We start from the raw sequence: 21,985 nt of genomic DNA, 5'->3' as shown, positions 1-21,985 counted from the left end.
AAAACGATCGGCGGTATCAGCAGGGAAACGCCGCCTGAAGCGTGCGCAGAATGGCGAGGCCGATCGGAAAGTCGTCTGAAATACCCGGATGGTTGGTGAAAAACTGATCGAGCAACGGGTAGACATTCTGGTTGCCGATAGCCAGGTTTTGCGGCGGGCAGAACAGCGGCGGACGCTTCTTCGACACCAGATCCCCATTCGCCCACCCCAGCGCGTTGATCGTGCCCGTGATGTAGGCCGCGTAGACCGAGTTGTTGTCGGTATGCGCCCAGACCTTGTATTGCGCGGCCGTCATCTCGGCGCTTGCGTTGAGCGTGAAACTGGCCGTCAGCAGCGCCAGTGCAAATTTCAATACCCGCATCGTTAAACCTTCAATCTGTGTCGCAAAAGCGGCCATTGTAGGCGCATCGGGCCGTGGTGCGCAGGAGCATCCGGCACTCAGAATTCCGTAAGGATTTCGCTCGCGTGTTTGTAAGCATTCGTCTGCAAACGAATCCTGCGACATCAACGTCGCCGCCACCCACGCGGCCGCCTCAAGTTCTCCATTTTTTCGCCGTAGTCCGTGAAGGTAGCCCTAAAACCGCGGCCCGGCTCGGGTCGTGCCGAGGTGCCGCAGCAGGCGTTCCATTCCAGATCGTGCAGCAGCCTCCCCCACTCTTCACGGAAACCATGATTTCCTCACTCCGAACCCGCATCCTCATCATTTCCTCCGCTACGGTCATCGGCGCGCTCGCGCTCTCGGGTGCCACCGCCTACGTCACGGTGCGCGCCAATACGATGGCGACCATCGCGGAGAACCTGAGCGCGATCGCCGACGCCAATGCACTGGCCATCGACAAGTGGGTGGCCGCTAAGGCCCAGGCCGTGAAGGTGACCGCTGAAGAGGTCGAGCACGGCGATCCGCAAGGCTTCGTCAAGCATATGAGCAATGCGGACGGCTTTCCAATCACCACCGTCGGCTGGACCGACAAGACCTATTTCTCGACCAGCAGCACCACGCCCAAGGACTACGATCCGACTGCCCGGCCCTGGTACAAGGCGGCCGTCGCGGCCGGTACGCTGATTGTCACGAAGCCGTACGGCGACGCGTCGACCGGCGTGCCCTACGTCTCGTTTTCCGCGCCGATGATCCGTAACGGCGAAGCGACCGGCGCGTTGAGCGGCGCCGTACCACTCGACGGGGTGCGCGAAGTGGTCGCCGCCGTGCATCCGACGCCCTCGAGCCTGGCCTTCGTGGTGGCGCGCGACGGTCAGGTGATCGCGCATCCGGATGCCAAGCTGATTCTCAAGCAGGCAACCGACATCTCCGCGGCGCTCACGCCGGACGCGCTGAGCTCGCTCGCGCAAGCCGGTGCGCCGATGCAAGTCGAGCTGGGCGGGGTGGCGAAGCTGCTCAAGGCGCAGCCGGTGCACGGCACCGACTGGTATCTGGTGATCGCACTCGACAAGGCAGAGGCAACAGCAGGTCTGGCCAACGTCCTGCAAGCACTCGGCGTGGCGATGGTGTTGCTGACGCTGGCGGCGGTGGGCATTGCCGCGTTCTTCACCTCGCATTCGTTCCGCGGCCTCTCGCAGGTGCGCGATGCCATGGATACGATCGGCTCGGGCAGCGGCGATCTCACGCATCGCCTGCCGGTGGTCGGCAACGACGAAGTCGCGCAGATTTCCGCCTCGTTCAACGCGTTCGTCGACAAGATCGGCACGGTGCTGCTGGAAGTGCGTGCCGGCGTGGAGAACATGAAGACGGCGACCAGCGAAATCGAAATGGGCAACCGCGATCTGTCGCAGCGCACGGAAACGTCCGCCTACAATCTGCAGACCACCTCGGCGGCCCTCACGCAGTTGACCGCCAGCGTCAGGCAGTCGGCCGAATCGGCCGTGGAGGCCACGCGGCTCGCGACCTCGGCAAGCCAGGCAGCGGCGCGCGGCGGCGAAGTCGTGACGAGCGCAGTCAGCACGATGGACGACATCGCCCGGTCCTCCGCACGCATTACCGAAATTATCGGCGTGATCGACAGCATCGCGTTTCAGACCAACATCCTGGCGCTCAACGCGGCGGTCGAAGCGGCACGGGCCGGCGAGAACGGCCGCGGCTTCGCCGTGGTAGCGGGCGAAGTTCGCACACTGGCGCAGCGCTGCGCCACCGCCGCGCGCGAGATCAAGGACCTGATCCAGGCATCCGAAGCCAGCGTCGGCACGGGTGCGCAGCGTGTGCAGGCCGCCGGCGCGGCGATGCAGGAAATCGTCGCCGGGATCGACCGCGTGAATCGCGTCATTGGCGAAATCGACGGCGCAATGAACGAGCAGAGCGCCGGCATCAGCCAGATCGACCGCAGCGTCGCCGAGATGGACCAGTCGACCCAGCAAAACGCCGCCCTCGTGGAGCAATCGACCGCCGCCTCCGCGACGCTGAACGAGCAGGCGCACGGCCTGTCGCGCATCGTGGGGTTGTTCAGGCTGCGCCACGCCGAGACCCACGCGTAAAGCGCATCGACGGCGCGACGCCGCCTCAGGCTGCCCTTGCCACTTGGGCCTATGGTTGTTGGGCCGCACAGCACAGACGTACGGCTCACGGCGTGCCGTTGCGGCAGTAGTCCAGATAACCCGGGCGCGCGGCAAGACGCGCCATATAAGCCGTCAGCGCGGGAAATTCGGCATGCTGCAGCGGCGTTTCGAGCCAGCGGTTGATCGACAGCGCGATCGGAATATCCGCAAGCGAGAACGATGGACCGGCGATGAAGGCATCGGTCATGTCCAATTGCCGGTCGACGATTGCAATATGCCTCGCCCAGTTCGCGCACGACAGGTCGATCTGTTGACGGTCCCGATGCGCCGGCGAATGCCGGACCAAGGCCAGAAACGCGTAGCTCCAGGCCCGGTTCAGTTCGCTTGCCTGCCAGTCGATCCATTGATCGCACTTTGCGCGCTCGCAAGGGTCCCTCGGATAGAGAGACTCGCCGCCATAGCGGCCGGCCAGGTAGCGGATGATCGAGTTGGATTCCCACAGCACGAACTCGCCGTCCCGGATCACCGGAACCATGGCATTAGGATTCAGCGCGACAAACTCGGGCACGTCGGTCGCCCTGAAGCCGGAACCCCAGTCCTCCCGTTCGAACGGCAGCCCGAGTTCGGCGCACGTCCACAGGACTTTGCGGACGTTGATGGAGGTGGCTTTGCCTAGTATCTGGAGCATGGGAGCATGGGAGCATGGGATCGAGGACCGTCAAACCGACTCAAAACCCGTCAGCACATTCACCGCGTTCACCCCGATCGCCGCGACCGCGTAGCCGCCTTCCATCACGAACAAGGTTGGTTTTCCCACGCGTCCAATCGCCTCGCCGATGCGCAGATAGTCCGCGCTACGCAGCTTGAACTGCGAGATCGGATCCTCTTCGAAAGTATCGACGCCCAGCGACACCACCAGCGCATCCGGCGCGTAGTCGACGACACGCGCGCAAGCCGCGTCGAGCGCCACCGCATAGTCCGCCCACGCCGTCCCCGGTGGCAGCGGGAAGTTCGCGTTGTAGCCGAGGCCCGCACCCGCGCCGGTTTCGTCGGCGTGCCCGAGAAAGAACGGATACTCCGTGCGTGGATCGCCATGCAGCGACGCGAACAATACGTCCGGGCGGTGATAGAAAATGCTCTGCGTGCCGTTGCCGTGGTGATAGTCGACATCGAGAATCGCCACGCGTTTCGCACCCGCGTCGAGGAATGACTGCGCCGCCACCGCCGCGTTGTTGATATAGCAGTAGCCGCCCATATAGTCCGCCGCCGCGTGGTGCCCGGGCGGCCGGCACAACGAGAACGCGCCGCGCGCGCCCTCCCTCACGTGGCGCGCGCCGGTGAGCGCCACGTCCACCGCGTCGCTCACTGCGGTCCAGGTGCCCGAGGTGATCGGCACACCCGCGTCCATCGCGTAGTAGCCCAGCTTGCCGTCGATATCTTCCGGCACGCGGTCCTGGCGCATGCCGCGCACCGGCCAGATGAGCGGCAGCGCGTCATGCTTGCGGCCGAGTGCGCTCCATTCGTCCCACGCACCGCGAAGAAACGCGATGAAGCCCTTGTCGTGAACACGGTGCACGGGATCGAGCCCGAACGGCGCGGGCGCAATCACGTCGCCAAGCTTCGTTTCGCGCACCCGTTCCAGCACGAAATCGGCACGGCTCGGCATCTCGAAGCAAGGCTTCATTTCGCCATCGATCAATTCAGCACGGCCATGGTGCAGCCGGTGCCGCTCGCTATACACAGTCAACATGCCATGTCTCCTCAGGATGCGTGCTGCTTGAGTCCTGCCTGAATCCGCTACCCAACCCGCCCGGGCCGGTCACACTCGCGGATACGATGCGCCAGATGCGCCCTCCGCGGTACGGTGTTCGCCATCGCTCGTCGCGAGGATGCCATAGCAGGCCGGACGCCGGTCGCGGAATACACCCCATGCGTGGCGAGTCTCGGCGAGCGCATCCAGATCGAACCGATGAAGCAGGATCGCGGGCTCGTCGCGCCCCGCTTTCTGCACCTGCTCGCCATACTGATCGGCGATGAACGACGATCCGTAATAGCGCTGCGCAAAGTCGCGGCCCTGCTCCCGGCCCGTGCGGTTCGCGGCGATCAGCGGCACGAGGTTCGCGCCTGCGTGACCCTGCATCACCCGCTGCCAGTGCGCGCTGCTGTCGAGCGAGGGGTCTTGCGGTTCGCTGCCGATCGCGGTCGGATAGAACAGCAATTCAGCACCGAGGAGCGCCATGGCGCGAGCCGTCTCAGGGAACCACTGGTCCCAGCAGATACCGACGCCGAGCGTGCCGTAACGCGTCGGCCAGACCCGGAAACCCGTGTCGCCGGGCGTGAAGTAGTACTTCTCGCTGTAGCCGGGGCCGTCGGGAATATGGGTTTTGCGATAGCGGCCGAGCACGCTGCCGTCGGCGTCGATCATCGCCACCGTGTTGAAGAAGACGTTGCCGGCCCGTTCGAAGAAACTGACCGGCAGGACCACGTTCAATTCGGCGGCGACGCGGCTCAAACGTGTGATGGCGGGATGGCCTTCGTACGGCAGCGCGTGGCGAAAGTGCTTCGCGTCCTGCTCGGTGCAGAAGTACGGCAGCTCGAACAGCTCAGGCAACAGGATCACCTGTGCGCCCTGTGCTGCCGCTTCGCGCACGAGGCCCTCCGCCTGGGCGAGATTAGCCTCGCGATCCCATCCGGATACGGCCAACTGGATTGCCGCCACGCTGACTTCGCGCATCTTGTGTCTCCTATGTCGATGGTTTTGTCCGGGAAAATTCTGCCCGAGGTGCGCCCATGAGTGATAACGGAGAAGCGGTCATCGAGGGGATAAATGTGGCCAATCTGAGCGAAATGGCAGCGCGTCAGGACGTGACTTCACAGCGCGTGGCGGCGCCGTTCATGCCTCGGCTTCCAAAGGACTTTCGACAGAACCGCCGGCTACGCGCAGCGGTAGTCGCTCGGACAATGGCCGGTCCAACGGCGGAACGCATGCCGGAAGCCGGCCGTTTCGCTATAGCCGAGCCGCTCGGCGATATCCGACATCGACAGGCGCGTGCGCATCAGGTAGTCGAGCGCGAGATCGTGGCGCACGCGGTCGAGCAGCGCCTGAAAGGCGGAGCCGCTACCCGCCAGACGCCGTCTCAGCGTACGTTCCGACACGCACAGCGCATCGGCGAGCGCGCTCAGCGAACCGTAGCGGCGCGGGTCGGAATACAGCAGGCGCAGGCTGCGTGCGGTCACGTCGTTGCCCGCCGCGGTGGCCCATTCGCGCTCCAGTTGCGCGCATTGCTGGCGCGACATCAGATAACTCACCGGCTCGGCAAGGGGCAGCGGTTCGTCGAGCCAGCTGGCCGGAAATATCAGCGCATTTTCGGCGGCGTCAAAGGTGGCGTGGCGGCCTATCCGCTCTTCGTAGGCATCCGCGTGAGCCGGCGCGCCGAACGTCACCACGAGCGCGGCAGGCGCGCGACGGGCGGCCAGCACGTCGCAGACAATCGCCCACATCGACGCGAGGCACATGTCCGTGTTGATCACGGTGAGGTCCGGCCGGTAGTGATAATCAGCCGCGACGATTGCCGCTTCGTCGCCGTTGCGGCGCAGCGAAACCTTGAAGTAGCTGCCGAGCAGGACGGGGAAGTCCTGGGCGCATTGCAACGCGTCGCCGAGCGTGGGACTCACCAGCATCGCGTAACCGAGGATGCCGTAGCTCGAAATATGCATGGCGCGGCCGATATCGAGGCCGAGGCGCGTATCGCCGCAAGCGCCGAGTGCGTTGGCGAACACGATCAGCTCCTGCGCGTGCGTGACGAGCCCGGACGGCTGCCGCAAATCGCCCTCGCTGATGCCGCTTCCCGCCAGCAGCGCAGCAGCGTCAATCCCCTGCCGCTCCAGCAAGGAGACTGCAGCAGCAATCGTATGCAGGGTCGCGACGCATTGGGCCGGCGACGGGCGTGGCGAACACGGTGCATCGGTCATGGGCGGTTCTTGGGCTCTCTCGGTGAGAGCATGATATTTGATCAAATTTCCCAAAAGGGGAAATCCGTGCGATGATTTGATCAAATCTCATGATGCAAAACGCCCAGCTTTCCCGAACAGACAGCTCGTCGCGCAAGATTTGCAGCCGCGCTTCGCGCCGTCTTCATCAACCGACTGGAGTCAACCTTGCCAAGCGACCTACGCGACGACCTGCGTGCGGATTTGCGTGAATTCCTGGAACATCACCGCATTCATGAAGTGGAATGCGTGATACCGGACATGACGGGCGTCGCGCGCGGCAAGATCGTGCCGAAGAACCTGTTTCTCTCGGAAGGCAAGATGCACATGTCGAACGCGCTGCTGATGATCACCGTCAACGGCGAGTTCGCAGATTTCGAGCGCTTTGTCGGGCCGAGCGATCCCGACATGGTCTGTATCCCCGATCCGAATACGGTGCGGCTCGTACCGTGGGCCATCGAGCAGGTCGCGGTGGTGATTCACGATTGCGTCGGACTCGACGGCAAGCCGATCGGCATTTCGCCGCGCGCGGTCTTGCGGCGTGTGTTGAAACTCTACGAGGAAAAAGGCTGGCGTCCCGTGGTCGCGCCGGAGATGGAGTTCTACCTGATCGCCCAGAACAAGAACCCGCATGAACCGTTGCGCCCGCCGCTCGGCCGCGCGGGGCGTCACGAAGCCGGCCGCCAGTCGTTTTCGATCGACGCCGTCAATGAATTCGATCCGTTCTTCCAGGACCTCTCGCGCTTCTGCGAGACCACGCATCTCGGTGTCGAAACGCTCGTGCACGAAGTCGGCGCGGGGCAAATGGAAATCAATTTCTCTCATGGCGACGCGCTCGATCTCGCCGACCGCGTGTTCCTGTTCAAGCGCGCGGTGCGCGAAACCGCGTACCGTCATGGCATTTTCGCGACGTTCATGGCTAAGCCGATGGAGCACGAGCCCGGTAGCGCGATGCATATTCATCAGAGCATTGTCGATAGTAAAACCGGCGAAAACATCTTTTCGCTGCCTGACGGATCGGCCAGCCCGCTGTTTTTCAACTATATCGGCGGCTTGCAGAAGTACATGCCACAAGCCATGCCGATGTTCGCGCCTTATGTGAATTCCTATCGGCGCCTGTCGCGCTTCACCGCGGCACCGATCAACGTGCGCTGGGGCTACGACAACCGCACCTGCGGCATCCGCGTGCCGAACTCGGGGCCCGACGGCCGGCGGCTCGAAAACCGCGTGCCGGGTGTCGACGTCAATCCGTATCTCGCGATGGCGGCCACCCTCGCCTGCGGCTATCTCGGCATGGTGGAGCAACAGGAAGCCTCGGCGCCGATGATCGAAAGCGCGTACGACCTCGAATACGAATTGCCACGCGGTCTCGAAGACGCGCTCAAGGCGCTCCTGAAATGCACCGAACTCGCGGACGTGCTGGGCGAAAACTTCGTGCAGGCCTATTGCTCGGTGAAGGAGAAGGAATTCGAGACCTTCTCGCAAGGCATTACCGCGTGGGAACGCGAGCATCTGCAACTGCTCGTCTGAGCGCGGGCGGCTTATGGAAACATCATCGGAGAAGCTGGATTTGAATACTCGCCAAGGCATCAACTGGGAGCGCGCGCAAGCGCTCGTCGAACGCGAACGCCGCGCGTTTGCCGAAGCCATGCCGACCTCGCGCGCGCTGTCCGAACGCGCCGCGCGGCACCTGTTGTTCGGCGTGCCGCTGCACTGGATGAACGACTGGTCGACGCCCTTCTCGCTCTATGTCGAAGAAGCACGCGGCGCCGCGTTTACCGACGTGGACGGTCATCGCTACGCCGACTTCTGCCTCGGCGACACGGGGGCGATGTTCGGTCACTCGCCCGCTCCCGTGGCCCGCGCGTTGGCGGCCCAGGCTGAGCGCGGTCTGACGACCATGCTGCCGGGCGAGGATGCCGCCTGGGTCGGCGAAGAACTCGCGCGCCGTTTCGGGCTGCCCTACTGGCAGTTCGCGATGACGGCGAGCGACGCCAACCGCTTTGCGTTGCGCTGGGCGCGCGCCGCGACCGGACGCAAACAGATTGTGATTTTCAACGGCTGCTATCACGGCACCGTGGACGACGTGTTCGTCGATCTCGTCGACGGCAAGCCGCAACAGCGCGACAGCCTGATCGGCCAGGTGCACGACCTGCTCGAGAACACGCGCGTGATCGAATTCAACGACTTGGCCGCGCTGGAAAACGCGCTGAAAGACGGTGACGTCGCCTGTGTGCTGGCCGAACCCGCGATGACCAACATCGGCATGGTGCTGCCCGAAGCGGACTACTGGCGGCAAGCACAAGCGCTGATGCGGCGCTACGGCACGCTGCTGGCGATCGACGAAACCCACACCATCAGTTGCGGGCCGGGCGGTTACACGAGAGCGTACGGCCTCGAACCCGATCTGTTCATCCTCGGCAAACCGGTGGGCGGCGGCTTTCCATGTGCGGTGTACGGTTTCAGCGCGGAGCTCGCGGCCCGTGCGCAGCACGCCAAACGCAGCGCACCGCCCGGCCACTCCGGCATCGGCACCACGCTGACGGCGAACATGCTGGCCATGAGCGCGATCCGCGCGACGCTCTCCGAGGTGATGACCGATACCGCCTACGAGCATATGTTCGCGCTCGCCGAGCGGATCGAAGCCGGCCTGAAAAGTGCGATCGAGCGTCATGGCCTCGCGTGGTGCGTGACGCGCGTCGGCGCCCGCACCGAATTCCAGTTCACGCCGGCACCGCCGCGCAACGGCACCGAGGCCGGCCGCCAGCTTGATCCGGAACTGGAGCATGTCGTGCACCTGTACCTGCTCAATCGCGGTGTGCTGATTACGCCGTTTCACAACATGATCCTGGTGTGTCCCGAGACGTCGGCGGCCGACGTCGACAAACTGGTTTCCACGTTCGACGCCTGCCTTGCCGAACTGACGTGAGCCTGATTGGATCGAGGCCGGTCGAGCATGGCCGGCGCTAAACTAGCGGCCGTTTTTCCGGCGTTTTTGCAGCCTGTTCGCAGCTTTTTTCGGCCCCTGCACCGAGCTTTATGAAAACTTCGCGCCATCACACGCTGCAGGACCAGACCTACGAAACGCTGCGGCAATGGCTGACGATTGGGCGCTTCGTGCCCGGCGAGCGCATCAAGATCCGGCACGTCGCCGCCGAACTCGGCGTGGGCGAGATGCCGGTGCGCTCCGCCTTGCAGCGGCTGGCGGCCGAATCCGCGCTGGTGAACGTGCCCAATTGCGGCGTGACGGTGCCCCGTCTGTCGAAAGCACAATTCGACGATGTGCTGCGTGTACGCATGATTCTCGAGGGCCAGGCCGCCGAACTGGGTGTGCCGCATCTCAGCGAGCACGATCTGGAAACGCTGGAAAAACTGAATGCGCGGATGGTGCAGGCCTTGCGGACTGCCGACGCCAAGGGCTATCTCGACGCCAACGAGGCGTTTCACCTGATTCTGTACCGCGCGGCCGGCTCGCCGCTTCTGCTCGAATTGATCGAAACGGTGTGGCTGCAGGTTGGACCGATTTCGAATCTGTTGTTTGGCGACGCGCAGTTCGCCGCTACGCTCAACGACGCCCACGACGATTTGCTGAACGCTGCGAAGTCGCGCGACGCAGCCGGCGTGCGGCGCGCGATTGAGCACGATCTGAGTCATGCGGCGAGCTGTTTGCGCGCTCAGTGTTTGTAGAAGCTGGACTTGCCCTGGGCGTTCGTACCCGGGATTCGCGTCACGTTTCGGGCTTCAGGTTTCGAGCCCGATACCCTGCGCCCGGCCGCCTTCGTCACGCTTTCAGCGTCGCCTGCTCAAGAATCATGTCGTAGAGCGCCTGCGCCGCCGGTGACAACTGGGCGGTTTTGCGCGCCACAAGAACCAGCGTGCGCGACACCACCGGATGCGTGAGTTCGACCATACGAACCGTCGGATACGCGCCCTTCTGAATCGCTAGCGCCGGCACGACGGCGGCGCCCACGCCCTGAGCGACCAGGCCAACCGCAGTCGAACTGCGTTGCACTTCATAAAACGAGCGCAGCGCCAGTTCGCTCTTTTCCAGCGCGACATCGAGCAAGGCGCGATTGCCGCTGACCTCGCCGGCAAAAATCAGCGGATACGGTTGCAGTTGCGGCCAGGCGATGCGCCGCCGTTTTGCCAGCGGATGATCTTCATGGCAAATCAGCACGTAGCGGTCTTCCGTCAACGGCACGCTGGCAAGATCCGGATGATGCTCGCCGGCGATGTTGATGCCGAACTCCACCTCCCGGCGCAGCACGGCTGCCTCCACCGCGGACGAGGCGTGATCGAGAATCTTGATGCGGTTATGCGGATAACGCGCGGCATACGCCTGCAAAATGCGCGGCAGATACTGCACGCCCACGGTCGGCACACAGGCGATCGACACATCGCCGCGACGCGCCACGCCTGTCTCGCGAATCTCCACCAGCGCATCGGCAAGTTCGCCCAGCAAACGCCGCGCCTGCGGCAAAAAACTGCGCCCTATTTCCGTCAGCGCCATGGATCGGGTGGTCCGCTCGATCAACGTGACGCCGAGGTACGTTTCGAGCTTGCGCAGACGTTGCGTAATGGCCGTTTGCGTGACGTGGAGCGAATCGGCGGCGGCTTGAAAACTGTCGCGATCCGCAATCGCGACGAATGCCTGCACGCCGAGGGTGTCGATTTTCATTAGAAAAATGAAGGAATCTGGATAATAAATTCATTTTACTCCGCCTTCATCACCGCAGAGAATGAACGGATTGGATCGGCCTGACACCGCACACCCCACACCGCACACGGCGCGCGGAGGTCGGCGGAAACGATCCAGCGATCGAAACAAAGGAGTGTGAGATGACTTCAACGACGAATTGGCATGCGAAGCAGTACGTGTTATTCGAAAACGAACGCACGCGGCCCGTCAGGGATCTGCTGGCGGCGGTCCCGGCAACGGATGTACGAGTGGCGGTCGACATCGGCTGCGGCCCCGGCAACTCCACCGAAGCACTGGCGGCCCGCCTGCCCGGCGCGGCGGTCAGCGGTCTGGACAGTTCCGCCGACATGATCGCGGCGGCCAGGAAGCGCCTGCCACAATTCCAGTTCGACATAAGCGACATTGCGACGTGGGAGGCTCCGGGCCCCTACGACCTGATCCTCGCCAACGCCGTGCTGCAGTGGGTGCCGAATCATGAGCAGGTGTTTGCGTCGCTGGTGAAGAAACTCGCGCCGGGCGGCAGCCTTGCCGTGCAAATGCCGGACAACCTCGACGAGCCGGCGCACCGTCTGCTGCGCGAAATCGCGGCGGACGGTCCTTGGGCCAACAAGTTAAAGGGCGTGGAACGCACCATGCGCTACGGCGCCGACTGGTACTACTCGCTGCTCAAGCCGCAATGCGCGCGGGTCGACGTGTGGCGCACCGTCTACCACCATCCGCTGGCGGGCGGCGCGGATGCGGTGGTCGAATGGTTCAAGGGCAGCGCGCTGAGGCCGTTTCTCGCCGAGCTCGACGACAGCGAGGAAAGCGTCTTTCTGCAGCGCTACCGGGATGCAATCGCGCGGGCGTATCCGGCCCAGGCTGACGGCACCGTGCTGCTGCCCTTCCCGCGGCTCTTTATCGTCGCTACGCGCTAGCGGAGTCAGCCGCCAGCCGGTTGCCGCGCGGCGTTTGTGGCGCCGGAGCCGCCTGGGTCAAGCAGGCATTGCCGCTCGTGAATTCTGCGTGATATTGTGTAACGTATGCGAGGGGCGGTTTGCCGTCCTCACCGGAACGCAAATTACAGCAGCGAGCGTCGCCATGAGTGATGTACGCCATCATCTGAGTCCACGGGACCGTTTGGAGCTGTTGTGCTGGCTCACATGCGGCTGCCTGGGCGCCTATTACCTGAATGAGGACTGGCCTGACGCGGCGTTTCACGTGCAGGCCGCTCACAAGTGGCTCGACTATCGGTCCCGGGAAGCAGACTGGTTGAGCATCGCCAGACTGTCGGCAACCGCGCTGGAGATCGCGCAGCGGCACGCGAAATTTGTCGAGGCCGATTGGGCGCGGGATGCTGTCGAGGAAATTCTCGATACGGACGAGCTCGACCCTCAAGCGCGACTGGTGAAGCAGGTGCTGGCGGATTGCCAGAACGCGCTTTCGGACAAGCGCCTCGCAGATTAATTTTTTCACCGCGTGGCACGTTGCGTGAGTCGGGATGCGGCGTTGGCTCCGTTAATCTGTTTGCCAGCGCCGCACCGGCAGATTAAAAATTGTGCCGCAAACCCACGATCACGGAGAGTTGTTTATCCGTGTCCGAATTGACGATATTCGGAATCTGCGCCAGATTCTCCGTCTGCCCCGTCGACGGATTGATCCCCAGCCCGGCACCGGACGATTTCTGTCCGATCGCCACCGCATAAACCGCCGTCCGTTTCGACAGGCTATACACCGCGCCAAGGTTGATCTGGTGCACACGGGTCGACGCGCTGCTGCTCGGTTTGGCATCGTTGAAAATATAGGCCAGACCAAGCTGCAAATCCGGCGCGAGCATGTAGGTCGTATTCAACTCGGCAATATCGAAAGAGATATCCGCCCCCGCAGGTCTCGCGGCATTCGCGAAATACTGGCTCTGCGACAGACGCGTGTGCGTATAGGTCACTGCCACGCCCGCCTTACCGAATGCATACGAGCCCCCTGCTCCGAATATTCTCACCTTGCTCGCCTGCTGCAGCAGACAATACGACGCGTCGGCATTCGCGCAACTGAAATCGCCGATATACCCGGTTGTACCGCCTAAGGCCGCCTGCAACGGCTGGTTCAGCTCAAGATACCCAGCGCTCAACGACAACGAACCCTGCGCGTAATTCGCCGCCAGCGCCCAGCCCTTGTTCTGCGAGAAATTCCCCGCCACACCGCCGAGGCTGAACAATCCGCCGACAGTCAACCCACCGAAACTCCGGCTGATGTACTTGATCGAGTTGTTAAAGTTGAACGCTTCGTTGAGGTTGTCGACGTCGCCGAAATGCGAGCCATACAGCGTTGCCCAGTTATTGCTCGACGCATACGCGCCCATGTAGTCGGAGAACGGATCGTATTGACGGCCGAATGTCAGCGCGCCGTACGTGCCGTTGTTCAAACCGACCCATGCGTTGCGGTTGAACAGCGTGTTCGATTGCAACATCGCGCCGTTGCCGATCAGAAAGCTGTTCTCCAACGTGAAGTTCACCGTAGTGCCGCCGCCAATATCTTCAGCGCCCGTCAAACCCCAACGCGACGGCACCAGATTGCCGCCCGCCAGTTGATAATTCGCGTGGCCGTTGGTGCTGCCGTCGGCGAGCGTCGTTTGCTGGTTGGTCGTGTAGACGACACCGGCGTCGACCGTGCCATAGAGCGTCACCGAAGATTGCGCATGCGCGCCCATCGTAAGGCCGCACGCGGCCAGCGCAAGCGCCGAGCGCTTGACGAATGTGTCTGCCATAGTTTTGCCGAAAGTTGAGTGGTGAAATCAGCGGACGAACGACAGCACTCCGCTACCGTTCGGGAATGAACGGCAACAGTCGATCGTTAGAACGTGGCGAGCTGGCGCGCGCTGAGTGTCTTGCGCGCTGTTCGATTACTGCCCGAAGCGCGCGTAGATATCTGGTCGCTTCTTACGCAAGATGAGACCGATCACGACGCCGGCGAGCGCCACCGCGAATACGATCCAGGGGAAAGACTTGACGATCGGGCTATCGGACCCGCTGAGCGCATCGAGATTGCGCACCAGAATCACGCCGATATACAGCAGGCCGATGCCGCCCAGGAGGGGCGCAACAAACGAGTGCCACACGCGCGTGTCCTTACGCGTCTTGCGGAAGAACGCGATAACGGAAAAACTCGTCACCGCTTGCAACATCACAATACCGATCGTGCCGAGCGCCGAACTCCAACTGAACACGATGTTGAACGCATCGCTGCCCGCCGCGATGAAGAACCCGAGCAGAACGCACACCGAGAGCGTTTGCAGATAGCTTGCCACATACGGCGAACGGTATTTTTCGTGCACCCGGTTAAGCGCTTCCGGCAGGATGCCCTCCATGCTCAACGCGTGGATATAGCGCACCAGCGTGTTATGAAACGACAACAGACTCGCGAAGATACTGCTGAGCAACAGGAAGCTCATCACCGTCGTCACCGCACCGCCCAGGTACTTGCCGGATTGAATGAACCAGAAGTCACCCGGCTGCTTCGTCGCGACCGCGACCACGTCGTTCAGTCCGTACGCGCAGACAATCGTCCACGTGACGAAAGCGAAGAACACGAGAATCAGCATGACCGACACATACGTCGCGCGTGGCACGGTCACCTTCGGGTCCCGGCATTCCTTGCCGTAGATCGCCGTCGCTTCGAAACCGATAAACGAGGCGAAGGCGAACATCACCGCAATGCCGAGGTGGCCGCTGAACACATGCTCCGGCGTGAGCGGCGCGAGCGTGAGCCCGTTCGGGCCACCGCCATGCACGACGATCGCAATCGCGAGCAGCAGCAGAATGCCCAGTTCCAGACACATCAGCACGCCGAGCAGCCGGCTATTCAGATCGATACCGCGAATGCCGGTGAATTGCACCACCGCTACGCAGATGAGCGAATAGCCGTACCAGGGTATCGCGGTATGCAGTAGTGGCGCAAGAATCACCGTGCAGAAAAATCCAAACAGCCCGTACAGCGCGATCTGGATGAACGTGTACGACATCAGCGCGACGAGTGCGCCGGCCATGCCCAACGGCCGTCCGAGTCCGGCGGTGATGTATGCGTAAAACGCGCCGGCGCGCACCACGTGGCGGCTCATCGACGCGAAGCCGACGCTGAAAATCAGCAACACAATGCCGGCAATCACGAACGCGCCCGGAATGCCGGCGCCATTGCCCAGGCTGATCGCGGGCGGCACCGCGCCGAGCATGCCGGTAAGCGGCGCTGCCGCGGAAATCACGAGAAACACGATCTGCCACAGGCCCAGCGTATTGCCCTTCAGTTCCACGGGATTCTCCGCGTCGACCAGACGGGTCGGAGAGTAGGGTTCATTCATCGCTGCCTCTATTTTGTTGGCTAGTCTGGAACTCGCCTAAACCCTGGAAATACTGGTCCAGGCGCTCGGTTGACCGACGTTCGATGTTTCGGTGTGAGCGCATGGTAGGTAGCTAAAAAATAAAGCGACTTCGCGAACTGCGCCAAATTTTCGATAAATTGCGCCAATGCTCGCGAGCGTCTCAGGCACTGCGGTTCGCAGCGAATAGTTAGGAAACGGAAGTTTTTTCGTGTGAAGATTGCGCCTTCATGTGCTTTCAGAATGAAAGCACATGCGGCGCCACTACCTTTTATTGTTTTTTCCAGTTGCGCGTGGCGCGCCACAGCACGGTTGCGTCGGCATAGCCCACGGCGCGAGCGATCGCCGCATTGGTGAGCCCGTCGCGTTCCAGCAGTCCTTCCACACTACGCTGCCGCTCTTCGCGCACGATCTGCCGCACGGAGGTCCCCGCCTCGGCCAGATGCCGTTGCAACGAGCGATGCGAGAGACCGAGATCTTTCGCGATGTCGGCAACGATCAGCTTTTCGTGCGCGAGCCGCCGCGTCACCAGATCGCGCACCTGGTCGGCGATGCTGTGGGGCACTGCATCGCGCGCAATCAGATCGGTGGCATGGCGCTCCATCATGCGCGCCATTTGCGTGTCGGCGCTTTTGAGCGGCGCATCGAGATCCGATGGACGCAGGATCACGCCATTGAAAGGCTGCTGAAAGCGCACTGGTACGCGGAAAATGCGTGCATACGGTTTGAGGTCAGTGGGCGCGGCATGTTCGAAATGGACTTCGGCCGGATTCCACGCTGAGCCACGCACGGCCCGGATCATATGGCACATCGTCGAGAGGCTGTATTCCGCGTCCTGCCTGCGCGGCCAGATCTGCGGATTGGCGATCTGATAGGTCCATACCGGCCATTCACCATCGCGCAGCAGCTCGCAGGTCGTGGTGTTCTGCCACGACGCTAGCGCGAGCGAGAACTTGCGCACTGCCGCATTCAAGGTCGGCGACGATAGAAACACGAGACCCGCCGGCCCGAGCTCCGTCACCTGCAATTCGCTGCCGAGACGCAAACCGAGCAACGGTTCGCCGAGTACTTCGGCTGCGCGCTCGAATGCCGCTACGTAACGCGTGAGCGGCAGGATTTCATACGGATTTGACAGGAGCTTGCGGCTCATGCCGAACGCTTCGAGCAGCGCGTCGCACTCGGCGCCTGATGCGTCGAGTGCGCGCACAACCGGTCCCATCACCGCAGCGCGGATCATTGGGAAACTGCCGTTGAGCGTGACTTTTTTCATGCCGACCGTCTCCTCCCGAGTCTTCGCTGATGTGCTGCCGTGTCACTTCTCATGGCGCACTTTATCGTTCATTTGGCGCGATAAGCAAGCGCGAAAATATTATTGGGTTCCTACGATTTGCCATCGACTCAGCGTTCGCCGCGTTTCCTCCAGCCGCGCGGGAACGTGGTCCGGTCCAGCACACTCCTTACGGGAACCTTATGAACACGAATGCCACGAAAGCCGCTCACGCCCCCGTTCATCCGCTCGATCCGCTGAGTTCAAACGAAATGCAGCTTGCTTGCGATCTCGTGAAGGCCGCCGAAAAACTCGACGTGCATGTCCGGTTTCCGATGGTCGAATTGCGTGAGCCGCCGAAGGCCGACGTGGTCGCATTCAAGACCGGCGACTATTTTTCTCGCGTAGCGTTCGTTCTGGCGATCGACCGCACGAATGGGACGACCATTGAATATAACGTGGACCTGAGAGAGAAAAGAGTCGCCTCGCGCAACGTGTTGCCGTTCGATCAGGAGCCTTACGGTCAGCCGCCGATCATGATCGAAGACTTCATGAACGCCGAGCAGATCGTCAAGAACGACCACGCATGGCGCGTTGCGGTCATGAAGCGTGGCATCACGGAAAAGGATCTGGAGCGCGTCCAGGTCGATCCGTTTTCCGCCGGCTGTTTCGACCGCGAAAACGAGAATGGCCGGCGCCTCGTGCGTTGCGTGAGTTACTACCGCGAGAACGTGACCGACAACGGTTACGCGCACCCGATCGAGGGCGTGGTGGCGGTGGTCGATCTGCTCGAGAAGAAAGTGATTGAACTGGTGGATGACGGCCGCATCATTCCGATTCCGCGCGCGAAGCACAACTACGACACCCCGAGTCTCGGCGAGCCGCGCAGCACACTCAAACCGCTGTCGATCAGCCAACCCGAGGGCCCGAGCTTCGAGATCGACGGCTGGCACGTGAGCTGGCAGAACTGGAACTTCCGGGTCGGCTTTACGCCGCGCGAGGGGCTGGTATTGCATCAACTGTCATGGGACGACGGCAAGAGTGCGCGGCCGGTCATCTACCGTGCGAGCGTGACGGAAATGTGCGTACCCTACTCCGACCCGAGCACGAATCACTACTGGAAAAGCGCGTTCGATGCTGGCGAATACGGCCTTGGCAAGCTGGCGAATCAACTTGAACTCGGTTGCGATTGCCTCGGCACGATCCGGTATTTCGACATTCCGTCCGCAGACGATTTCGGCAATGCGTTTCTGATGAAGAACGCCGTGTGCATGCACGAAGAGGACTACGGCACCTTGTGGAAGCACTATGAGTTTCGCACTGGCGTTTTCGAAATGCGCCGCTCGCGACGCCTTGTGATCTCCTTCTTCGCGACGGTCGGCAACTACGACTACGGTTTCTACTGGTACCTGTATCAGGACGGCACGATTCAACTCGAATGCAAGCTGACCGGCATCGTCCAAACGTCGGCTGTGGCAGACGGCGACACGTATCCGTGGGGCGGCATGATCACGGAGCACCTGGGCGGCCCGACCCACCAGCACTTCTTCAATGCACGGATGCACATGATGGTGGACGGTGAACGCAACACCGTGACCGAACATGAGTTCGTGCCGCGCCCGATGGGCGAAGCGAATCCGTATGGCAACGTCTTCGACACCACGAAGCGCGTGTTCAGGACCGAGAGCGAAGCCGCGCGCATGGCGAACGGCGGCACGGGACGTTACTGGAAGGTGACCAACCCGAACGTGAAAAACGCCGTGGGTGCGAATCCTGGCTACAAGCTGATCGTGAACGACTCTCCGCTGATGCTGGCCGACGAGCGCTCGAAGGTCCGGCAACGCGGCGGCTTTGCTACGCGTCACGTGTGGGTCACGCCATTCGATCCGTCCGAGCGTTACGCGAGCGGCGACTATCCGAACCAGCACGCGGGTGGTGACGGCTTGCCGCGTTACATCGAGGCAAACCGCAACATTGAGAATGAAGACATTGTCTTGTGGCATAGCTTCGGTCACACGCACGTGTGCAAACCCGAGGACTTCCCCGTGATGCCGGTGGAGTACGCCGGCTTCATGCTCAAGCCGAACAACTTCTTCTCGGCCAACCCGACGATGGACTTACCGTCCGAGCGTGACCAGAACAGCGTTGAAGACGGCAAGACCACGGATCATGGCTGCTGCAAGCGCTGATCCGACGACGCGCGCCGGACGGCCCGCCGCTGCACGCGTCGCCGATGCGACATCCGTGCGTCCCGGGATTGCTGCGGGCTCGGCACGCATGTTGATGACGAGCGCGGATGGCGCGGCACGCGGACTCATTGCGAGCGTGATTGGCGCAGCGTGCGTGCTACTCATGAGCGGCGCCGCGACGCTGGTGACGCAAGCCGGCTTGGGTCAACGCGTTAACGCGCTGTGGATGAGTGCGCTGGCATTGACAACGATGGCGCTCGTGCCGCTGTCGATGTCGCGCATATCCCGAGGGCACGGCACGCTCGCTACGGCTGCGACGCTGATCGCCACGATGAGCGCGATGGGCGCCGTACCGGCGTACATGAACGGGTTGGAACATCGCACCGCGACATTTGGGTTGGTTATGTTGGTGGGAGGCGTGTTGCTGATTTGCGGGTGGCGCCTGTCAGGCGCGCCGGCCTTGCTCACTGACAATTTCGATCGAAGCAAGGACGCGAATAAAAACGCGAACCGACCGACCCGTGCCTTGCAAACGACCGGTTCGACGATGTTGCTCGCATGGTTTGCGGGCTTATCGAGCGGCAGTCTTGCGCGTTTCCAGCTGTATGCGATTTGCGGCGTGAGTGGTGTGCAACCGCTGTGGCAGATTGTATTTTCGGTGGGTGCTGTTTGCGCGGTAGCGCTTATCGCTGACCGGTCCGGCAACATCAAGCGGACGTTGATTGTGCTGTACGTGCTACGGGCGGTGTTGATTGGAGCGCTCGCAGCCGTAGACGGTCCGACGCTAGCGCTCCATGCGGGAAAGATGTTTTTGGTTCTCGACTGCCTGACGATTCCGGCGCTGATGAAACTGCGAGGCAAATCGCGTAGCGCAATGAGTGCCGGCTGCCCCGGCGTGGCACACCACATCGGGATGGTAATGGGAGCAACGTTATCGATGACACCCTATTTTTTCGGCGACGGCTTCATGGTGCTGTATGTGCTAAGCGCGATAGCGAACGTAATATGCGCAGGCACATTGGCAGCCAATTGGCTCGATAGGAGCGCAATTCTCGAGCACCCAACCCATCCCCCCCACCGGCCAGCCCCTTCCGGCGAGCGCGAAGTGCGAGCCGGGAAGTATGAGTGCCTTGTCACTCACGCCGAATGTGCGAGGGCACGGATTCCAGATGCACCGCTACCGCAACTGCGCGGGGGCCCCACTTAAGAGCTTGCGGTGTGAGCCGCTTTCTTTTGCCTACTTTTCTTTGCGGCAGGCAAAGAAAAGTAGGTGCCGCCCCGCACAGGGGCAACGCTAATAAACCACTAACAAAGCAAGGAAAGGCCACCATCCCAAGAGCAAGCAACAAAAACACCCCCACCAATCCCCCCCGGAGAAGCCACAAAATGCCCGAAAAAAATAGCCAAACACCCCAACTCCCCCACACCATGTTCATCAACGGCGAAAAAACCCCAGCCGCCGCAGGCAAAACCTTCCCAATCTACAACCCAGCAACAGGACAAGAGCTAACCCAAATCCCAGACGCATCGGAAACCGACATCGACCACGCGGTCCAAACTTCAAAAGCGGCCTTCGACTCAGCCACCTGGCGCAGAATGCCGCCCGCCAGCCGGGAGCATCTGCTACTAAAACTAGCCGACCTGATCGAACAACACACTGACGAGCTAGCCACACTAGAAACCCTAAACCAGGGAAAACTAATAGCCTTCTCAAAGATGCTGGAAGTATCAGGCAGCGTCCAATGGCTGCGCTACATGGCCGGCTGGGCCACCAAAATCGAGGGCACGACTTTTGACCTGTCGATCCCCTTCCCGCCTGGCACCCGTTACAACGCATCGACGAAACGCGTCCCGGTGGGCGTCGTCGCTGCAATCGTCCCGTGGAATTTCCCGCTGCTGATGGCGGTCTGGAAAATCGCCCCGGCACTCGCATGCGGATGCACCGTCGTGCTGAAGCCGGCCGAAGAAACCCCTTTAACAGCGATCCGTCTGGCCGAACTGGCACACGAAGCAGGCTTCCCGCCTGGCGTATTCAACGTCGTGACCGGCCGGGGCGAAACAGCCGGCGCGGCGTTGGTCAAGCATCCTCTGGTGAACAAAGTCACTTTCACGGGATCGACCGAAGTGGGCCGCATCATTGGCCGCCAGTGTGCTGACGATCTGAAACGGGCGTCGCTGGAGCTGGGCGGTAAAAGCCCTGTGATCGTGCTGGACGATTGCGATCCGAAGAAAGCGATTGAAGGCGCGGCAGGGGCGATTTTCTTCAACCATGGGCAGGTCTGCACCGCGGGTTCGCGCCTGTACGTTGCGCGATCGATCTATGACGAAGTCGTGCAAGGCATTGCGGCGGTCGCCGACGGCATTACATTGGGTTCGGGTTTCGATGCCGCGACGCAGATGGGACCCATGGTCTCCGCGCGGCACCGCGACAAGGTCATGGGCATGATTGCGCACGGCAAGCTGGAAGGTGGCGAGATTCTGTCGCGCGATGCGGCCGTTGATGCGGATGGTTTTTTTGTTCGGCCGACGGTGATTGCCAATCGCGCATGCAAGCCGCTTTCTGTTGTCAGGGAGGAGGTGTTCGGGCCGGTGCTTGTGGCTATGCCTTATGACGATATCGATGAAGTGCTGGCGCAGGCCAATGCGTCGGAATATGGTCTTGGCGCGAGTGTCTGGACTAATCAGCTCGATAAGGCACTGCGGTTGGTTGATGGGCTTGAAGCGGGAACTGTTTGGGTCAATACGCACAATATGGTTGATCCTGCTATGCCGTTCGGCGGGTTTAAGGCGTCCGGGATCGGGCGTGAACATGGGAAGGTTATTGTTGATTCTTATACTGAAAGTAAGTCTGTTTGTATTGCTTATTGATGTGGGTTTTTTGCCTGCTCGGCGCGGTTAGTCTGTGCGCTTACAGCTTTGGCCTTTCCTTGAATTCTTATTGGTTTATTAGCGTTGCCCCTGTGCGGGGCGGCACCTACTTTTCTTTG

Annotated in this window: 18 protein-coding genes; 9 read left to right on the top strand and 9 right to left on the bottom strand. The window is 61.8% G+C overall.

What is annotated here, in order from left to right:
* Positions 1-16: 16 nt before the first annotated feature.
* Positions 17-361 carry a hypothetical protein gene (locus tag KHO23_RS15375; RefSeq protein ID WP_211612210.1) on the bottom strand — a complete coding sequence of 115 codons (345 nt, stop codon included), beginning with the start codon at positions 359-361 and terminating at the stop codon, positions 17-19.
* Between the two features lie 308 nt (positions 362-669).
* Between KHO23_RS15375 and KHO23_RS15370 the strand changes: the two genes are divergently transcribed.
* Positions 670-2,484, top strand: a complete 1,815-nt coding sequence (locus tag KHO23_RS15370; protein ID WP_236066859.1) for a methyl-accepting chemotaxis protein — start codon at positions 670-672, stop codon at positions 2,482-2,484.
* Positions 2,485-2,569: 85 nt separating this feature from the next.
* On the opposite strand, the gene KHO23_RS15365 is transcribed toward KHO23_RS15370, so the two are convergent.
* The 4 genes from KHO23_RS15365 to KHO23_RS15350 all read right to left on the bottom strand — a co-directional run bounded on the left by KHO23_RS15365 (position 2,570) and on the right by KHO23_RS15350 (position 6,477).
* Complete coding sequence (locus tag KHO23_RS15365) at positions 2,570-3,193, bottom strand: glutathione S-transferase family protein (RefSeq protein WP_211612070.1); 624 nt, start codon at positions 3,191-3,193, stop codon at positions 2,570-2,572.
* 30 nt (positions 3,194-3,223) lie between these two features.
* On the bottom strand, positions 3,224-4,255 hold the full coding sequence (locus KHO23_RS15360; RefSeq protein WP_211612069.1) for a histone deacetylase family protein: 1,032 nt from the start codon (positions 4,253-4,255) through the stop codon (positions 3,224-3,226).
* 69 nt (positions 4,256-4,324) lie between these two features.
* Positions 4,325-5,239, bottom strand: a complete 915-nt coding sequence (aguB, locus tag KHO23_RS15355) for an N-carbamoylputrescine amidase (RefSeq protein ID WP_211612068.1) — start codon at positions 5,237-5,239, stop codon at positions 4,325-4,327.
* A 200-nt stretch (positions 5,240-5,439) separates the two neighbouring features.
* The gene (locus KHO23_RS15350) at positions 5,440-6,477 is read right to left on the bottom strand and encodes an AraC family transcriptional regulator (RefSeq protein ID WP_211612067.1); all 1,038 of its coding nucleotides are present in this window, start codon (positions 6,475-6,477) and stop codon (positions 5,440-5,442) included.
* Positions 6,478-6,687: 210 nt separating this feature from the next.
* Between KHO23_RS15350 and KHO23_RS15345 the strand changes: the two genes are divergently transcribed.
* The 3 genes from KHO23_RS15345 to KHO23_RS15335 all read left to right on the top strand — a co-directional run bounded on the left by KHO23_RS15345 (position 6,688) and on the right by KHO23_RS15335 (position 10,182).
* Positions 6,688-8,025 carry a glutamine synthetase family protein gene (locus tag KHO23_RS15345; RefSeq protein ID WP_211612208.1) on the top strand — a complete coding sequence of 446 codons (1,338 nt, stop codon included), beginning with the start codon at positions 6,688-6,690 and terminating at the stop codon, positions 8,023-8,025.
* Positions 8,026-8,038: 13 nt separating this feature from the next.
* Positions 8,039-9,424: an aspartate aminotransferase family protein gene (locus tag KHO23_RS15340; RefSeq protein WP_407946056.1), complete on the top strand. Its 1,386-nt coding sequence runs from the start codon at positions 8,039-8,041 to the stop codon at positions 9,422-9,424.
* A 110-nt stretch (positions 9,425-9,534) separates the two neighbouring features.
* The gene (locus KHO23_RS15335; RefSeq protein WP_211612065.1) at positions 9,535-10,182 is read left to right on the top strand and encodes a GntR family transcriptional regulator; all 648 of its coding nucleotides are present in this window, start codon (positions 9,535-9,537) and stop codon (positions 10,180-10,182) included.
* A gap of 94 nt (positions 10,183-10,276) precedes the next feature.
* Here the strand turns inward: KHO23_RS15335 and KHO23_RS15330 are convergent, their stop codons facing one another.
* Positions 10,277-11,173: a LysR family transcriptional regulator gene (locus KHO23_RS15330; RefSeq protein ID WP_211612064.1), complete on the bottom strand. Its 897-nt coding sequence runs from the start codon at positions 11,171-11,173 to the stop codon at positions 10,277-10,279.
* A gap of 161 nt (positions 11,174-11,334) precedes the next feature.
* On the opposite strand from KHO23_RS15330, the gene tam reads away from it, so the two are divergent.
* Positions 11,335-12,111 carry a trans-aconitate 2-methyltransferase gene (gene tam / locus KHO23_RS15325; protein ID WP_211612063.1) on the top strand — a complete coding sequence of 259 codons (777 nt, stop codon included), beginning with the start codon at positions 11,335-11,337 and terminating at the stop codon, positions 12,109-12,111.
* A gap of 163 nt (positions 12,112-12,274) precedes the next feature.
* On the top strand, positions 12,275-12,640 hold the full coding sequence (locus tag KHO23_RS15320; RefSeq protein WP_054037539.1) for a hypothetical protein: 366 nt from the start codon (positions 12,275-12,277) through the stop codon (positions 12,638-12,640).
* Between the two features lie 82 nt (positions 12,641-12,722).
* Here KHO23_RS15320 and KHO23_RS15315 read toward each other — a convergent pair whose 3' ends face one another.
* The 3 genes from KHO23_RS15315 to KHO23_RS15305 all read right to left on the bottom strand — a co-directional run bounded on the left by KHO23_RS15315 (position 12,723) and on the right by KHO23_RS15305 (position 16,812).
* On the bottom strand, positions 12,723-13,937 hold the full coding sequence (locus KHO23_RS15315) for a porin (RefSeq protein ID WP_211612062.1): 1,215 nt from the start codon (positions 13,935-13,937) through the stop codon (positions 12,723-12,725).
* 135 nt (positions 13,938-14,072) lie between these two features.
* Positions 14,073-15,524 (bottom strand): APC family permease, encoded by a 1,452-nt coding sequence (locus KHO23_RS15310; RefSeq protein WP_211612061.1) that lies wholly within the window; start codon positions 15,522-15,524, stop codon positions 14,073-14,075.
* A gap of 289 nt (positions 15,525-15,813) precedes the next feature.
* A complete protein-coding gene (locus KHO23_RS15305) occupies positions 15,814-16,812 on the bottom strand; it encodes an AraC family transcriptional regulator (protein ID WP_211612060.1) in 999 nt (332 codons plus the stop codon).
* A 200-nt stretch (positions 16,813-17,012) separates the two neighbouring features.
* Here KHO23_RS15305 and KHO23_RS15300 point away from each other — a divergent pair, with 200 nt between their 5' ends.
* From KHO23_RS15300 to styD, 3 genes are all read left to right on the top strand, one after another.
* Positions 17,013-18,998 carry a primary-amine oxidase gene (locus KHO23_RS15300; protein ID WP_211612059.1) on the top strand — a complete coding sequence of 662 codons (1,986 nt, stop codon included), beginning with the start codon at positions 17,013-17,015 and terminating at the stop codon, positions 18,996-18,998.
* Complete coding sequence (locus KHO23_RS15295; RefSeq protein WP_211612058.1) at positions 18,979-20,205, top strand: hypothetical protein; 1,227 nt, start codon at positions 18,979-18,981, stop codon at positions 20,203-20,205. Before KHO23_RS15300 ends, KHO23_RS15295 begins: the two co-directional genes overlap by 20 nt.
* A 179-nt stretch (positions 20,206-20,384) precedes the next feature.
* Positions 20,385-21,866, top strand: a complete 1,482-nt coding sequence (styD, locus tag KHO23_RS15290) for a phenylacetaldehyde dehydrogenase StyD (RefSeq protein WP_211612057.1) — start codon at positions 20,385-20,387, stop codon at positions 21,864-21,866.
* Positions 21,867-21,985 lie beyond the last annotated feature (119 nt).

This window comes from Paraburkholderia haematera, assembly GCF_905220975.1.
Classification (GTDB): domain Bacteria; phylum Pseudomonadota; class Gammaproteobacteria; order Burkholderiales; family Burkholderiaceae; genus Paraburkholderia; species Paraburkholderia haematera.
The sequence above is the reverse complement of the archived record's forward strand: the minus strand, read 5'-3'. Positions and strand labels throughout refer to the sequence as shown.

Coding starts and splice junctions, on each gene's coding strand:
- KHO23_RS15375 (WP_211612210.1), bottom strand. CDS start 361: ATGCGGGTATTGAAATTTGCACTGGCGCTGCTGACGGCCAGTTTCACG.
- KHO23_RS15370 (WP_236066859.1), top strand. CDS start 670: ATGATTTCCTCACTCCGAACCCGCATCCTCATCATTTCCTCCGCTACG.
- KHO23_RS15365 (WP_211612070.1), bottom strand. CDS start 3,193: ATGCTCCAGATACTAGGCAAAGCCACCTCCATCAACGTCCGCAAAGTC.
- KHO23_RS15360 (WP_211612069.1), bottom strand. CDS start 4,255: ATGTTGACTGTGTATAGCGAGCGGCACCGGCTGCACCATGGCCGTGCT.
- aguB (WP_211612068.1), bottom strand. CDS start 5,239: ATGCGCGAAGTCAGCGTGGCGGCAATCCAGTTGGCCGTATCCGGATGG.
- KHO23_RS15350 (WP_211612067.1), bottom strand. CDS start 6,477: ATGACCGATGCACCGTGTTCGCCACGCCCGTCGCCGGCCCAATGCGTC.
- KHO23_RS15340 (WP_407946056.1), top strand. CDS start 8,039: ATGGAAACATCATCGGAGAAGCTGGATTTGAATACTCGCCAAGGCATC.
- KHO23_RS15335 (WP_211612065.1), top strand. CDS start 9,535: ATGAAAACTTCGCGCCATCACACGCTGCAGGACCAGACCTACGAAACG.
- KHO23_RS15330 (WP_211612064.1), bottom strand. CDS start 11,173: ATGAAAATCGACACCCTCGGCGTGCAGGCATTCGTCGCGATTGCGGAT.
- tam (WP_211612063.1), top strand. CDS start 11,335: ATGACTTCAACGACGAATTGGCATGCGAAGCAGTACGTGTTATTCGAA.
- KHO23_RS15320 (WP_054037539.1), top strand. CDS start 12,275: ATGAGTGATGTACGCCATCATCTGAGTCCACGGGACCGTTTGGAGCTG.
- KHO23_RS15315 (WP_211612062.1), bottom strand. CDS start 13,937: ATGGCAGACACATTCGTCAAGCGCTCGGCGCTTGCGCTGGCCGCGTGC.
- KHO23_RS15310 (WP_211612061.1), bottom strand. CDS start 15,524: ATGAATGAACCCTACTCTCCGACCCGTCTGGTCGACGCGGAGAATCCC.
- KHO23_RS15305 (WP_211612060.1), bottom strand. CDS start 16,812: ATGAAAAAAGTCACGCTCAACGGCAGTTTCCCAATGATCCGCGCTGCG.
- KHO23_RS15300 (WP_211612059.1), top strand. CDS start 17,013: ATGAACACGAATGCCACGAAAGCCGCTCACGCCCCCGTTCATCCGCTC.
- KHO23_RS15295 (WP_211612058.1), top strand. CDS start 18,979: ATGGCTGCTGCAAGCGCTGATCCGACGACGCGCGCCGGACGGCCCGCC.
- styD (WP_211612057.1), top strand. CDS start 20,385: ATGCCCGAAAAAAATAGCCAAACACCCCAACTCCCCCACACCATGTTC.